This window comes from Simplicispira psychrophila DSM 11588 (genome assembly GCF_000688255.1).
In the GTDB taxonomy this organism is placed as follows: Bacteria; Pseudomonadota; Gammaproteobacteria; order Burkholderiales; family Burkholderiaceae_C; genus Simplicispira; species Simplicispira psychrophila.
The window spans coordinates 46,746-60,928 of record NZ_JHYS01000016.1 but is presented as its reverse complement, the minus strand read 5'-3'; the positions used below and the strand labels follow the sequence as shown (position 1 = coordinate 60,928).

General features: G+C 63.6%; 11 protein-coding genes. 7 read left to right on the top strand and 4 right to left on the bottom strand.

The annotated features are described in order from the left end of the window. Nucleotides 1-51 precede the first annotated feature (51 nt). Entirely contained in the window at nt 52-831 is a 780-nt protein-coding gene (locus tag Q390_RS0114375; RefSeq protein WP_027996690.1) for a ParA family protein, read from the top strand. 12 nt (nt 832-843) lie between these two features. Next, the gene (locus Q390_RS0114370; protein ID WP_084153933.1) at nt 844-2,034 is read left to right on the top strand and encodes a GGDEF domain-containing protein; all 1,191 of its coding nucleotides are present in this window, start codon (nt 844-846) and stop codon (nt 2,032-2,034) included. Between the two features lie 56 nt (nt 2,035-2,090). Here Q390_RS0114370 and Q390_RS19215 read toward each other — a convergent pair whose 3' ends face one another. The 4 genes from Q390_RS19215 to Q390_RS0114350 form a co-directional block, all read right to left on the bottom strand. After that, a complete protein-coding gene (locus Q390_RS19215; protein WP_084153932.1) occupies nt 2,091-4,817 on the bottom strand; it encodes a sensor domain-containing diguanylate cyclase in 2,727 nt (908 codons plus the stop codon). Nucleotides 4,818-4,828: 11 nt separating this feature from the next. Continuing rightward, the gene (locus Q390_RS0114360) at nt 4,829-5,650 is read right to left on the bottom strand and encodes an ABC transporter substrate-binding protein (RefSeq protein WP_027996688.1); all 822 of its coding nucleotides are present in this window, start codon (nt 5,648-5,650) and stop codon (nt 4,829-4,831) included. Nucleotides 5,651-5,822: 172 nt separating this feature from the next. Further along, nucleotides 5,823-6,788, bottom strand: coding sequence for a 1-phosphofructokinase family hexose kinase (locus tag Q390_RS0114355; RefSeq protein WP_027996687.1), 966 nt, complete (start codon nt 6,786-6,788; stop codon nt 5,823-5,825). Between the two features lie 33 nt (nt 6,789-6,821). Then, nucleotides 6,822-8,096, bottom strand: a complete 1,275-nt coding sequence (locus Q390_RS0114350; protein ID WP_027996686.1) for a cyclic di-GMP phosphodiesterase — start codon at nt 8,094-8,096, stop codon at nt 6,822-6,824. An 89-nt stretch (nt 8,097-8,185) separates the two neighbouring features. On the opposite strand from Q390_RS0114350, the gene recG reads away from it, so the two are divergent. The 5 genes from recG (at nt 8,186) to ubiA (ending at nt 14,145) form a co-directional block, all read left to right on the top strand. Continuing rightward, complete coding sequence (gene recG / locus Q390_RS0114345; protein ID WP_027996685.1) at nt 8,186-10,324, top strand: ATP-dependent DNA helicase RecG; 2,139 nt, start codon at nt 8,186-8,188, stop codon at nt 10,322-10,324. Nucleotides 10,325-10,346: 22 nt separating this feature from the next. Then, nucleotides 10,347-11,315 carry a LysR substrate-binding domain-containing protein gene (locus tag Q390_RS0114340; RefSeq protein WP_027996684.1) on the top strand — a complete coding sequence of 323 codons (969 nt, stop codon included), beginning with the start codon at nt 10,347-10,349 and terminating at the stop codon, nt 11,313-11,315. Nucleotides 11,316-11,343: 28 nt separating this feature from the next. Beyond that, nucleotides 11,344-11,889 (top strand): Dps family protein, encoded by a 546-nt coding sequence (locus tag Q390_RS0114335; protein ID WP_027996683.1) that lies wholly within the window; start codon nt 11,344-11,346, stop codon nt 11,887-11,889. Between the two features lie 310 nt (nt 11,890-12,199). Further along, nucleotides 12,200-13,204 (top strand): cytochrome-c peroxidase, encoded by a 1,005-nt coding sequence (locus Q390_RS0114325; RefSeq protein WP_156949913.1) that lies wholly within the window; start codon nt 12,200-12,202, stop codon nt 13,202-13,204. Between the two features lie 71 nt (nt 13,205-13,275). Then, nucleotides 13,276-14,145, top strand: a complete 870-nt coding sequence (gene ubiA / locus Q390_RS0114320) for a 4-hydroxybenzoate octaprenyltransferase (protein WP_027996681.1) — start codon at nt 13,276-13,278, stop codon at nt 14,143-14,145. Nucleotides 14,146-14,183: the final 38 nt, after the last annotated feature.

The window sequence follows — 14,183 nt, the reverse complement described above, 5'->3', positions numbered from 1 at the left end:
CCGGCTGCAAACGGCACTGGGGCCGGGTGGGCATCAAAATAAGGAATCACCATGGCGCTTGTCGTTTTCAATCAGAAGGGTGGTGTGGGCAAATCCACCATCACCTGCAATCTGGCCGCCATCAGCGCTAGCCAGGGGCTGCGCACCCTGGTGATCGACCTGGACTCGCAAGGCAATTCCAGCGCCTATCTGCTGGGCCACGCGCCCAACCCGGAGCAGCCCAGCGTGGTGGGGTTTTTTGAGCAGACGCTGGGCTACAGCTTTCGGCCGCCGGCGCCGACCGAGTTTGTTGTCCGCACGCCGTTCGAGCGGCTGGACTTGATGGCCTCGGGGCCGCAACTCGACGAGCTGCAAGGCAAGCTGGAGTCGCGCCACAAGATCTACAAACTGCGCGAGGCGCTGCAGCAACTGGCGCCGGTGTACGACCGCATCTACATCGACACGCCGCCAGCGCTGAACTTCTATACCCGCTCGGCGTTGATGGGCGCGAGCGGCTGCCTGATCCCGTTTGATTGCGATGATTTTTCGCGGCAGGCGCTCTACACCCTGCTGGCCAATGTGGAAGAGATCCGCGCGGATCACAACCCACAACTGGCGATCCGCGGCATTGTCGTGAACCAGTTCCAGGCACGCGCCAAGCTGCCTCAGCAACTGGTGCAAGAGCTGGTGGACGAAGGCCTGCCGGTGCTGCAGCCGTACCTGCCGCAATCGGTCAAGGTGCGTGAATCGCACCAGCTGGCGCTGCCGATGATTCACCTCGATCCCCGGCACAAGCTGACGCAGGCGCTGGTGCAGCTGCACGACCGTCTGGCCCGTACCGACGCTCTCTGACCCTGGAACCCTATGGAAAATTCTGTGATTGAACCGGTGTATGTGAACGCTTTTGTCTGGGACCAGCACTTTGTGACCGGTCTGGACGAGGTGGACGATCAGCACCAGGGGTTGGTGGCGCTGTTCAATGAGCTGAGCCGCGCGCTGTTTGCTGCCGATGCCGACTTGCAAGGCGACCACGGGCCGCTGCTGCGCGACGTGTTCAAGCGCCTGGTGGCCTATACCGTTTTCCACTTCACCGAAGAAGAGGCGCTGATGGAGCGCCAGGGCGTCGATGTCCGCCATGTGGAGGCGCACAAGGCGTTGCACCGCCAGTTTGTGCAGCAGGTGGGCACCATGTGGGCGGCGCGTGCCAGCACCACGGCGGCGGCATCGGGCGATGGCATCACCAGCTTTCTGACGGCGTGGCTGGGGCTGCATATTTTGGGTATCGACCAGTCATTGGCGCGCCAGATCAAGGCGATTGAGCAGGGCGAGTCAGCCACCCAGGCCTACGAGCGTGAAATGGCCGGGCACGATAACAGCACCCAGGTGCTGCTGAAAATGATTGGCAAGCTCTACCAAGTGCTATCGGCACAAAACGCTGAGCTGGTGCAGGCCAATCAGCACCTGGAAGACCGGGTTGCCTTGCGCACGCAGGAACTGGCCCTGGCCAATGAAGCACTGCAGCATGTCAATGTGCAACTCAAGGCCTATGGCCGCACCGATGGCCTGCTGCAGGTGGCCAATCGTGCCTACTTCAACGACCGGCTGGAGCAGGCCAGCGCCAGCGCGTTTCGGCGCCAGCAGCCACTGGGCTTGCTGATGATCGATGTGGATTATTTCAAGCGCTACAACGACCACTTTGGCCACCAGGCGGGCGATGCCTGCCTGCAGGCCATTGCGCGCGCGGTGCAGCAGACCATGCAGCGCAGCACTGACCTGGTGGCGCGTTACGGCGGTGAAGAGCTGGCCGTGATCCTGCCCGAAGTCGATGCCGCCGGCGCCGCTGCCGTGGCCGCGCGTGTGGTGGCGGCGGTGGTGGCGCTGCAGCTGCCGCACCCGGCCTCGGGAGCCGGGCCTTTTGTCTCTGTCAGCGTCGGCGCTGCGGGGCATGTGCCACGCTTGCAGGACCCGGGCACTGATCTGGTGGCCGAGGCCGACAGCGCGCTCTACCAAGCCAAGGCCAATGGGCGCAATCGCTGCGTGCTGGCGAATGGGTAACGACTCAGCGGGGTGAAAGCAGCCGCCTGCGCAGGTGGTGTCATGGCTGGCCTCCGTCAGAGGGCGCTGAGTAGTTCTTTTTTGCCGCTCTCGATGGCTGGGTTGCGCAGTGTGCTGGGCACCTCAGCCATGCCCGGGGTATAGAACACCCAGCGGTTGCGTCCGCCCTGCTTGGCTTGGTACATGGCTTGGTCGGCGCAGCGCAGCAGGGTTTCGGGGTCGTCGCCGTCTTGCGGGTACAGCGCAATGCCTATGCTGGCGCCCACCTGCACGGTATGCCCGTGGGCCACGATCGGTTCACGCACGGCCCGTAGCAGCCGCTCGGCGGCGCGTTCGCCCTCCGCCGGATCGGGTAGGCCGCTGAGCAGGAGGACGAACTCATCGCCTCCCTGCCGGGCCACGGTATCGTTGGTGCGGACATTGGCCTCTAGGCGCCGTGCCACGATGACCAGCAGCTCATCGCCGGCCTCGTGGCCATGGGTGTCGTTGACGGCCTTGAAGCCATCCAGATCCATGAAGCACACGGCCAACTGCTGCTGCTCGGGCAGCACGCGTGCCATGGCCTGCGTTAGGCGGTCGGCCAGCAAGGTGCGATTGGGCAAGTGCGTCAGCGGGTCGAAATGGGCCAGCAACTTCAGGTGCTCGTTCTGGTGCTTGTGCTCGGTCACGTCACTGAACACGTTGATGTAGTGCGTGACCTCGCCGGCGTCGTTGCACACCGTGTTCAGTGTGCTGGCGATGGCGTACAGGCTGCCGTCGCTACGCCGGTTCCAGAACTCCCCTTGCCAGTGTCCGTGCGCGTGCAGGGCGGCCTCCATGTCTGCATATTGCCCACGGTTCTTGCTGCCCGCAGACAACAGGCTGGGCTTGCGCCCCAGCACTTCTGCCTCGGTATAGCCGGTGATACGGGTAAAGGCGGGGTTCACGTCGATGATGTGCTGCTGGGCGTCGCACACCATCACGCCGTCGTGTGTCTGGGCTATCACGTTGGCCATCAGGCGCAGGGCGTTTTCTGCCGCTTTTTGGGCGGTGATGTCTTGTTTGATGCCCATGTAGTGGGTGGTGCGGCCTGCCGCATCGAGCAGTGGCGCCACGGTGGCGCTTTCGATGTAGAGGCTGCCGTCTTTGCGTTGGTTGACGAATTCGCCCAGCCACATCTGGCCAGCGCATAGCGTCGCCCACATGGCCGTGTAGGTGGCCTTGGGGGTCTGGCCCGATTGCAGCACACGCGGGTTGCGCCCCAGCACCTCCTGCGGGGTGTAGCCCGTGGAGCGGAAGAACTGCGGATTGGCGTATTCGATGACTGGTTCGGTGGAGGTGATGACGATGCTGACCGGGCTTTGCTCCACTGCCAGCGAGAGTTTGCGGATGGTGGCCTCGTCTTCATGCAGGCGCGAGAGGTCGCGCAGCACGCCGACGTAGTTCACTACTTGGCGCTGGCTGTCACGGATGGCGTTCACCGCCAGCCAGCCCGTCAGCGTGCTGCCGTCTTTGCGCTGCTCCTGCACTTCGCCTTGCCAGGTGCCGTGGCTGTCCATCGCCGTCCACAGCTCGGCAAAGTTGGCTGGCGCGGGGCGTCCATCGACCCATTCTCCGAGTCTGCGCCCCAGCACTTCCTGGGCGCTGAAGCCCAGCCCTTGCTCAAACGCTGGGTTCACGGTCAATACCCGCTTGTGGCCATCGGTGATAGCAATCAGGTCGCTGCTGCGTGAAAACATGTTGGCCGCCAGGCGACTTTCTTCCAGATAGCGCTCTTCGCGCGCCAGCGTGCGCTGCACGCGCCATGTCAAGGCGCCGGTCACCAGCAACAACACGGCCACCGTCAAGGCCGCAATCAGGGCCAGGCTGTGCGTTTGCTGCTGCCAGGGGCGCAACACTTCCTGGCGCGATGCCTGCGAGAGCACAAACCAGGGGTGGCTGCGCGAGACGCGAAAGGTGGCCAACTGGGCATCTTGGTCCTGCGCCGGCGGCCACTGCGCAGTGCCGATCTGGCGCTCCAGAATGTGCACCAACGGGCCCTGCGGGGCCAGCGCAACGCCGGGTTGCGCGTCTTTGGCACTGGAAAACAGCAGTGTGCCGTCGTCGGCATAGAGGCTGTGGCGCAGTTTTACCGACACTTGGTGGTTGAGTGCCAAGTTGATGAAATAGTCGGAGTTGATCGTCGTCACCAGACGCCACTGCGGCGCTTCGGGCAGTACCAGGGTGACGGGGAAAAACCCTGCATCTGTTACCGGCCCCGCCTGGCGCTCAGGCGGCCAGGGGCTGCCGTCGGCAAAGTCGCGTCCCCGCCAGGGGTGGCCAAAGCGCAGCACGCCCGGCGTACCCTGCGCCATCTGGGGCAGCAGCGGCCCCAGAGGGGGCTGATGCCCCAGGTTCGCCGCGTGGGTGCTGATGACCACCGTGCCCTGTGCATCCACGACGGACAGGGAGCGGATATAGGGCAGCTTTTGTTGTAACGCAACCAAGGCGCTTCTCAACTGCTGCGGCTCACGGAACAGGTCGGGGCGCTCTGTCGTCAGGGCGCGCAGATGCGTGTGCAGCAGGTTGAAGCTTTGCGACAGGTTGTCTTCGAAGCTGCGGGTCTGTTCCTGGGCATGGCTGAGCATGTCGCTCAGCGCCAGGCGGCGCAAGTATGCGCTGGCGGCCCACACCCCCATGGCCACGGCTAGCGCCAGCAGGAGTTGCAAACCAATTAGCAAGAACAGCGGGCTGCGCGCCAGCCGCCGGGGTGCGGACACGCGCGCAGCGGCCCGCTCTGTTAAGGGCCATAGGGATTGGGGCATACGAGAGGCGTTCAGTCCGTCACCACGATGGGGTCGAGTTTGTGCTTGCGCGCGGCCGCCAGCAGGCGGCCATCGCGCTTGATGGTTTGCATGAACTGCTCCAGACGGGCGTGCCAGGCATCGTCGCCGGGCTTGACGGCCCAGGCATAGGAGGTGATGTGGTAGGTGCTGGAGGGCGTCACCAGCCGCGCCCAGTCGGTGGTTTCCAGCATACGGCGCGAGTACGGAAAGTCGGTGATGAACACATCGGCCCGGCCCGACTGCACCTCTTGTTCGCGCGCGTGCGGGGTGGCGGGGGCGATGAGCTCGGCGTTTTTCAGGCGCTCGCGCATCAGGGGCTCGTGCAGCGTGCCCTTGGCCACGGCCACGACGATGCCCGGCTGGTCGATGTCGGCCCAGGTGCGGATTTTGCGGTTGCTGCGCGTGGTGATGGCCATCACGTCGCTGGCCAGATAGGGCCGCGTAAAGCGCAGCACTTGCTGGCGCTGCGGGATGATGCCAATGGCAAACATGGCCACGTCGCAGCGCTCTTGCAGCACATCCGGTACCAGGCGGGCAAAGGAGCTGTCGATAAATTGCACGCTGGCGCCCAGGTCGCGACCCAGCTCGTGCGCCAGGTCGATGTCAATGCCCGAGAGCTGCTGTGTGCGCGGGTCGCGCAGGGAGATGCTGTAGTAATCCGGCCAGATACAGACCCGCACCTGCCCGGTGGTTTGAATCTGGGCCAAATGGTTGGCGGCAGGGGTAGGGGCGTTGGCCGCAGCGGTGGTGCCCAGGCTGGCCATGACCAAACCAAGCGCCCATAACGAGAGGGAGGGGTGCGTGCGTGACATGGCGTGAGAGGTTTTTTTAAGAGTTCTCAACATACTGGGTTGTCAGTCTTTGATGGACGAGGTCTCTTGGAAAGAGGGTCTGCGCAGTTACGAAAATTAAGACAAATTGGCCTCAGAGCCGCGTGGGCCATGCGTTATAAGCTATTGATGTGATAGTTCTTGGTGCGGGCGGTTACGGCGCTGCCGGGTCAGTGGACAGTGCTTGGACGGGGACTACTTGCGCCAGCAGCCGGGTGATGTCGGCCTGCTGTGCCAGCGCCGAGCCGGGGGCCAGCAGCGAAGCGCTGCCGGCGGCGACGCCCCAGCGCAGCGCTTCGCCCGGTGCTTCGCCGCGCTCCAGGGCCCACAGCAGGGCGGCCAGAAAGCAGTCGCCGGCGCCGGTGGTGCCGTTGCTGGCGGCGATCGGCAGGGCGTTCGCCTGCCATACGCCGCCCTGCGTGGCCAGCACAGCGCCGTGTTCGCCCGCCGACAACGCCACCATTTCGGCCTGGCCGCTGCGCACCAGCGCGTGCGCGGCGGCGCGCCACTGCGCCGCATCGCTCAGCGCTGCGCCGGTCAACTCGCGCAGTTCGCGCAGGCTGGGTTTGACCAAGTACACGCCGGCCTGTAGCGCCGCCACCAGTGCCGGCCCTTGGGTGTCGAGCACCACGCGGCTCTGGCCACCGTGGGCGCGCGATTGTTCGATCAAGCGTGCGTAAAAGTCATCGGGCACGCCGGGCGGCAGACTGCCGCTGGCCACCAGCCAGCGCGGCGCCTGCGTGCGGAGTTGCTCCAGACAGCGTAGCCATTCATGCGCCAGCACGGTCGGTCCGGGCAGTACAAAGCGGTACTCGTGGCCGCTGCGGGTTTCGACCACCGACATGTTTTCGCGCGTGGTGCCGGCAATCGGCAGCGCGTGCAGGGGCACCCCCTCGGCGGCCAACAACTGGCCCATGTACGCGCCGGTGACGCCGCCCGACAGGTGCCAAGCCTGCACCTCGGCGTCCAGGCGGTGCAGCACGCGCGCCACGTTCACGCCGCCGCCGCCGGGGTGGCGCAGCATCGGCCCGCAGCGCAGCTTGTGCGTGTGCTCCAAGTGGGCGGTGGTCGTGGACAAATCCAATGCTGGGTTCAGCGTCAGGGTTAAAAAAGCGGTCATTAAAACTGGCTGGTGTGTGATGGGCAGGTGCGCTCACCAGGGCAGCGGCTCCATGCCCATGCACAAGGTGTTGATGTCGGCAAAGCGCCAGTGCTCGCGCTCTTCGCGCGCGGCGATCTTGTCGGTGCAGCCGGGGCGGGACAGATCGACCACTTCAGGCGGGATGCGCTGGTCGCTGATAGTGCAGAAAAAGGTGTTGATGCGCGGCAGCAGCAGCGAGTCGGGGGTCTGCTCGATCACCACGCCCAGGCGGCCCGAGTTCAGACGCACCAGCGAGCCCACCGGGTAGATTCCCAAACTTTTGACAAACGCCTGCAGCAACTGCAGATCAAAGTGCGTGTGGCTCCATTCGGCCATGCGCCGCAGCGATTCGGACGGGTCCCAGCCGCGCTTGTACGGCCGGTCGGAGGTGATGGCGTCGTAGACGTCGCAAATGGCGGTCATCTTGGCGATCAGGCTGATGGTGCTGCCATTGAGCTTTTCTGGGTAGCCCTTGCCGTCGATTTTTTCGTGGTGGTGCAGGCAGGCGTCCAGCACCGCTGCATCCTGCATGCCGCCTTGCAGCAGCAGGCGGTAGCCCTCGACCGGGTGGTTGCGCACCACGGTGAATTCTTCGTCGGTCAGTTTGCCCGGCTTGTTCAGCACGACCAGCGGAATGCGGGCCTTGCCCAGGTCGTGCAATAGACCCGCCATGCCGGCGGTGCGCAGCTGGGTGTCGTTCAGCTTGATCTGTCGGCCCAGCGCCATCATCAGCGCGCACACGTCGACCGAATGCATGTAGGTGTAGTCGTCAGCGCTCTTGAGCCGCGCCAGACTGATCAAGGCATTGGGGTGGCGCGCGACGGAGGCGGAGATTTCTTCCACCATGGCATACAGATCCGGTACCTCCAGCGCCCGGCCCAGCCGGGCTTCGTGGAACATCGACACCACCGCGCTTTTGGCGCGCCGGCAGATCTCGGCGGCCCGCACCAATTCTTCTTGCATGCTGGTGGGCGGCTGATCGGGCTGCGGTTGCAGTGCCTCGGGCGGCGCTTGAAAGGTGGGCATGTCGGCCAGCTGGCTGAAGGCGTTGTCGATGGCGGCATCGGCCTGCTCGCGCGTGATGGCGACGGTGCTGGGGGCCACGTCACGGCCTTTGGCGGTGTCGATCCAGACTTCCTGGATGCTGGTTTTGCGGATGCGGACCAGGTCTTGGCTGTCCTGGAGCAAAAATTTGCTGCGCCAGAAAGGGTGATCCATCCAAGAGCCGCAAAATTCGTGGAGAAACATCCCCAGGGTCAGGTCTTGGGTGCGTATTCGCTTGAGCATGAGAATCAAAAATGCTAGCGGCTATACCCTGCAGGGGCTTTGTAGCGTCAGCTTGTAATTAAAGGTAACCATGTTAATCTTTTTCCAACATGTTTGCCGCCACCCCGCCTTCTTCCGGCCCGAAGCCATCGGCCAAATCCAGCCCCAGCCCGGCCCAAAAAGCCCTGCAGAAGATGGGCCTGGTGCGTCCGATCGACCTGGCGCTGCACTTGCCGCTGCGCTACGAGGATGAAACCCGCATTACGCCGCTGAAAAACGCGCGTGAGGGCAGCGTGGTGCAGATCGAGGCCACGGTGACGGCGTGCGATGTGCAACTGCACCCGCGCCGCCAGCTGGTGGTGGCGGTGGACGATGGCAGCGCCACCTGCGAGCTGCGGTTTTTTAGCTTCTATCCCTCGCACCTGAAGGCGCTGGCGGTGGGTGCACAGCTGCGCATTCGCGGCGAAGTCAAGGGTGGCTTCTGGGGGCGGCAGATGCTGCACCCGGCATTTCGCGCTGCCGGCGGTGAACTGCCCCGCGCGCTGACGCCGGTGTACCCCACGGTGGCAGCCCTGCCGCAGGCCTATTTGCGCCGCGCTGTGGTGACGGCGTTGCAGCGTGTTGAATGGGCCGAAACCCTGGCGCCGCAGTTGCCCGCGCCGCCGATGGCGTTTTATGGTCAAAACGGCTTGCAGCCCTTGCCCAGCCTGCGCGATGCGCTCACCTTTCTGCACCACCCCGCGCCCGACGTCGCGCTGGCGACGCTGGAAGACCACAGCCACCCGGCGTGGCAGCGGCTCAAGGCCGAAGAACTGCTGGCGCAGCAGCTGTCACAACAGCAATCGCGCCGCGAGCGCGACCGCCTGCGTGCGCCGGTGTTGCAGCCGGCGCCGGCCACGGCAGACGCGTTGCCGTTGCACGAGCAATTGCTGGCGGTGCTGCCGTTTGACCTGACGGCGGCGCAGCGCCGCGTCGGCGCAGAAATCGCCGCTGATTTGGCGCGCGCCGTGCCCATGCACCGCCTGCTGCAAGGTGACGTCGGCTCGGGCAAAACCGTGGTGGCAGCGCTGGCCGCCTGCATCGCCATGGATGCTGGCTGGCAGTGCGCGCTGATGGCGCCGACGGAAATCCTGGCCGAGCAGCACTTTGCCAAGTTGATTGGCTGGCTGGAACCCCTGCTGGCGGTGCATGGCCGCTGCGTCGCCTGGCTGGTCGGCGGCCAGAAAAAGAAGGAGCGCGCCGCCATGCTGGCGCTGGTGGAAAGCGGCGAGGCCGCGCTGGTGATCGGCACGCACGCCGTTATCCAGGAGCAGGTGCGCTTTAAGAACCTGGCGCTGGCCATCATCGACGAGCAGCACCGCTTTGGTGTCGCCCAGCGCTTGGCGCTGCGGCAAAAACTGGCTGCCCACGGCATGGAGCCGCACCTGCTGATGATGAGCGCCACACCGATTCCGCGCACGCTGGCCATGAGCTACTACGCCGATTTGGACGTGTCGGTGATCGACGAGCTGCCACCGGGGCGCACGCCCATCGTCACCAAGCTGATTGCCGATAGCCGCAAGGACGAGGTGATTGCGCGCATCGGTGCCCAGGTGAACGCCGGACGGCAGGTGTATTGGGTGTGTCCGCTGATCGAAGAAAGCGAAGCGCTCGACCTCTCCAACGCCACCGCCACGCACGCCGACCTGAGCGAAGCCTTGCCAGGGGTGTCCGTGGGCTTGCTGCACTCGCGCATGGCGGGCAGCGAGAAAAAGGCCGTGATGGCCGAGTTCAGCGCCGGGCGCATCGGTGTGCTGGTCAGCACCACGGTGATCGAGGTCGGCGTGGACGTGCCCAATGCCTCGCTGATGGTCATCGAACACGCCGAGCGCTTTGGCCTGTCGCAGTTGCACCAGTTGCGTGGGCGCGTCGGGCGCGGCGCGGCGGCCTCGGCCTGTGTACTGCTCTACGCCACCAACGACAGCGGCCGCGTCGGTGAAACCGCTAAAGAACGCCTGCGCGCGATGGCAGAAACCAACGACGGTTTTGAAATCGCCCGGCGCGACCTGGAAATTCGCGGGCCTGGCGAATTTCTGGGTGCCCGCCAGTCGGGGGATGCACTGTTGCGCTTTGCCGACCTTGCCACCGATATTGCATTGCTGGAGTGGGCGCGCGCCGTGGCGCCGCTTATGCTTGACCGCTTCCCCCCACTCGCCGCGCAGCATGTGGCGCGCTGGCTGGGGGGGAAATCAGATTACCTCAAGGCCTGAACCGGACACACGCTAGACCCCCATGACCCTCACCGAACTCAAATACATCGTTGCCGTGGCCCGTGAAAAGCATTTTGGCCGCGCCGCCGAGACCTGCCATGTCTCCCAGCCGACGTTGTCCGTCGCCATCAAGAAGCTGGAGGAAGAACTGGAGGTCAAGCTGTTTGAGCGCAGCGCCAGTGAAGTGACGGTGACACCGCTGGGCGAAAAAATTGTGCGCCAGGCGCAAAGCGTGCTGGAGCAGGCCGCCGCCATCAAGGAGATGGCGCGCTGCGGTCAAGACCCGGTGGCCGGCGCGCTGACGCTGGGCGTGATCTACACCATCGGCCCCTACCTGCTGCCCGAACTGGTGCGCCGTTCCATTGAGCGCACCCCGCAGATGCCGCTGATCCTGCAAGAGAACTTCACCATCAAACTGCTGGAGATGCTGCGCACCGGCGAGATCGACTGCGCCATCCTGGCCGAGCCGTTTCCTGATGCCGGTCTGGCCATGGCACCGCTGTATGACGAGCCTTTTTTGGCGGCAGTCCCCAGCACGCACGCGCTGGCCGCACAAGACAGCGTCAGTGCCGAGCAGCTGAAAAACGAAACCATGCTGCTGCTGGGCGCCGGCCACTGCTTTCGTGACCACGTGCTGGAGGTGTGCCCCGAATTTGCCCGCTATGGCAACAACCAGACCGAAGGCATTCGCAAGGCGTTTGAAGGCTCGTCGCTGGAGACCATCAAGCACATGGTGGCCGCTGGCATGGGTGTGACGCTGGTGCCGCGCCTGGCCGTGCCGCGCGAGGCGCTGCTGGCCGATACCCGCCGCCGCCAAAGCGATGAAACCTATATCCGCTATCTGCCCGTGCGCGAGAGCGACGGCGGCGCGCCACCGCTGCGCCGCGTGGTACTGGCCTGGCGGCGCAGCTTCACGCGCTACGAAGCCATTGCCGCGCTGCGCAACGCCATCTACGCCTGCGAATTGCCGGGCGTGGCGCGGCTGTCATAATTTTTATTCCCACCCAACGGAGAAAACCATGGCCAAAGCATCCAAAGCAGTGTCCAAAGCAGCGCCCAAAGCGCCAGCCAATACCGCTTCTGCCACCCACATCAACATCAACATCGGCATCAGCGACAAAGACCGCGCCGCGATTGCCCAAGGCCTATCGCACCTGCTGGCCGATACCTACACGCTGTACCTGACGACGCACAACTTCCACTGGAACGTCACCGGGCCGATGTTCAATACCCTGCACCTGATGTTCATGGGCCAGTACACCGAGCTGTGGAATGCGGTCGATCCGATCGCCGAGCGCATCCGCTCGCTCGGTCATGTGGCGCCGGGCTCGTACGCCGACTTTGGCAAGCTGGCCAGCATCCCTGACGCACCCTCGCAGCCGCCCAAGGCGCTGGAAATGGTGCGCCTGCTGGTGCAAGGCCATGAGGCCGTGGCCCGCACCGCGCGCCAGCTGTTCCCCGCCGCCGACAAGGTCGGCGATGAGCCGACCTGCGACCTGCTGACCCAGCGCATGACGGTGCACGAGCAAACCGCCTGGATGCTGCGCTCGCTGCTGGAAGAGTAAGTCGCCGCACCGTCGGTGCGCCGCAGGGCGCCTGACGGATACAGGCCAACGCCGCTGGTGCCCTACACGGGCGCCACCGGCGTTTTGCTTTTGCCGTCCAAGGCTTGGCGTTGAATGCTATGGAATTTGATGCATATCAATGGTGTAAATTGGATTTGCGATATGCAATTCATATTGCCATGAGTAAATCAGTTAATTATTAAATAACTGATTTAAAAATGTGTAAGAATTTATCCAGATAAGGTGTTAATTGAATTTTCAATAAATACCATTCCGAATATTTTTCACTCAAATAAAAGAGGAATTAATAATGACTGTTTATTCTTTTCGTTGGGCGCTAGGCGCCGTATCGTGTGCCGCCGCGCTGCTGTGCGCCGCTCCTGCCATGGCGCAAGAGCCCATCCAGCCCATCGCTGCCGCTAAGGTGACGCAGCCGGCGCAGGTGGAGCTGGGCAAAAAGCTGTGGTTTGATCCGCGCCTGTCCAAATCGGGTTTTATTTCCTGCAATTCCTGCCATAACCTGAGCATGGGCGGCTCGGACAATATCAAGACCTCGATTGGCGACCGCTGGCAGCAAGGCCCGATCAACTCGCCCACGGTGCTCAATTCCAGCCTGAACCTGGCGCAGTTTTGGGATGGCCGCGCCAAAGACCTGAAAGAGCAGGCCGGCGGCCCGATTGCCAACCCGGGCGAAATGGCCTTCACGCACGAGTTGGCCATCGACATGCTGCGCTCCATTCCGTCGTATGTGAGCGAGTTCAAGACCGTCTTTGGCCACGACAAGCTGAGCATTGCCGAAGTAACCACCGCCATCGCCGCATTTGAAGAAACCCTGGTCACGCCGAATGCGCGTTTTGACAAGTGGCTCAAGGGCGACAAAAAAGCCTTGAAGAACGATGAGCTGGCCGGCTACAAATTGTTCAAAGACAGCGGCTGCGTCGCCTGCCACAACGGCCCCAACGTGGGTGGCAACTCGTTCCAGAAGATGGGTGTCGTCGAGCCCTTCAAGACCACCAGCGTGGCGGAAGGTCGCTCGGCGGTCACCGGCAACGATGCCGATCGCTTCAACTTCAAGGTGCCGACGCTGCGCAACGTCGAGCTGACCTACCCCTACTTCCACGACGGTTCGGCTGACACGCTGGCCCAAGCCGTGGACGTGATGGGCCGCCTGCAACTGGGCCGCAAATTCTCGGACGATGAGAACGGCAAAATCGTCGCCTTCTTGAAGACCCTGACCGGCGATCAGCCCAAAATGATGCTGCCCATCCTGCCGCCGTCCAGCGACAAGACCAAGCGCCCACAGCCGTTTGATTGAGCCTGCGGTAAAGTATTGACTCTGACCGGCCTTCGTGGCCGGTTTTTGTTTTTCACCATCCTTTTGTTGGCATGACCCCTCCCGCGCGCAGCCGTTTGTCTCTGTACCTTGATTTGATCCGCTGGAACCGCCCCGCCGGCTGGCTGGTGCTGATCTGGCCGACGCTGAGCGCGCTGTGGCTGGCGGCGGAGGGCTTTCCGGGTTGGCACCTGCTGGCCGTGTTTGCACTCGGCACCATCCTGATGCGCAGCGCCGGTTGCTGCATCAACGACGTGGCCGACCGCAACTTTGACCGCCACGTCAAACGCACGGTGCAGCGGCCGATTACCTCGGGGCAAATCTCGGTGAAAGAGGCGCTGGTGGTCGGCGCGGTGCTGGCGCTGCTGGCGCTGGCGCTGGTGTTGACCACCACATGGGCTGCGGTGGCGTGGTCGGTGCCGGCCTTGTTGGTGACGGTCTTGTACCCGTTCACCAAGCGCTTTTTTGCCATGCCGCAGGCCGTGTTGGGCATTGCCTTCAACTTCGGCATCCTGATCGCCTTTGCTGCGGTGCAGAGCGCTGTGCCGCCCGTGGCCTGGTGGCTGTGGCTGGGCAACCTGTTCTGGGTGCTGGCCTACGACACCGAATACGCCATGGTCGATCGTGATGACGATTTGAAGCTGGGGATGCGCACCTCGGCCATCACGCTGGGCCGGTGGGATGTGGCCGGCGTGGTGCTGTTTTATCTGCTGTTTATGGTATTTTGGGCGCTAGCCCTGGTGCCGCTTGCGTTAGGCGCTCTGTTTTATATAGCAATGGTGTTGGTATTGGCGCAGGTGGTGTGGCACTGGTGGCTGATCCGTTTGCGCACGCGCGAGGGCTGTTTTAAGGCGTTTCGGGAGAACCACTGGATTGGTTTCACGCTGTTTGCCGGCATTGCACTGAGCTACGCGCTGCGCTGATTATTTAAATTGATAGCTGCTAGGGCAAGTATTTAAAG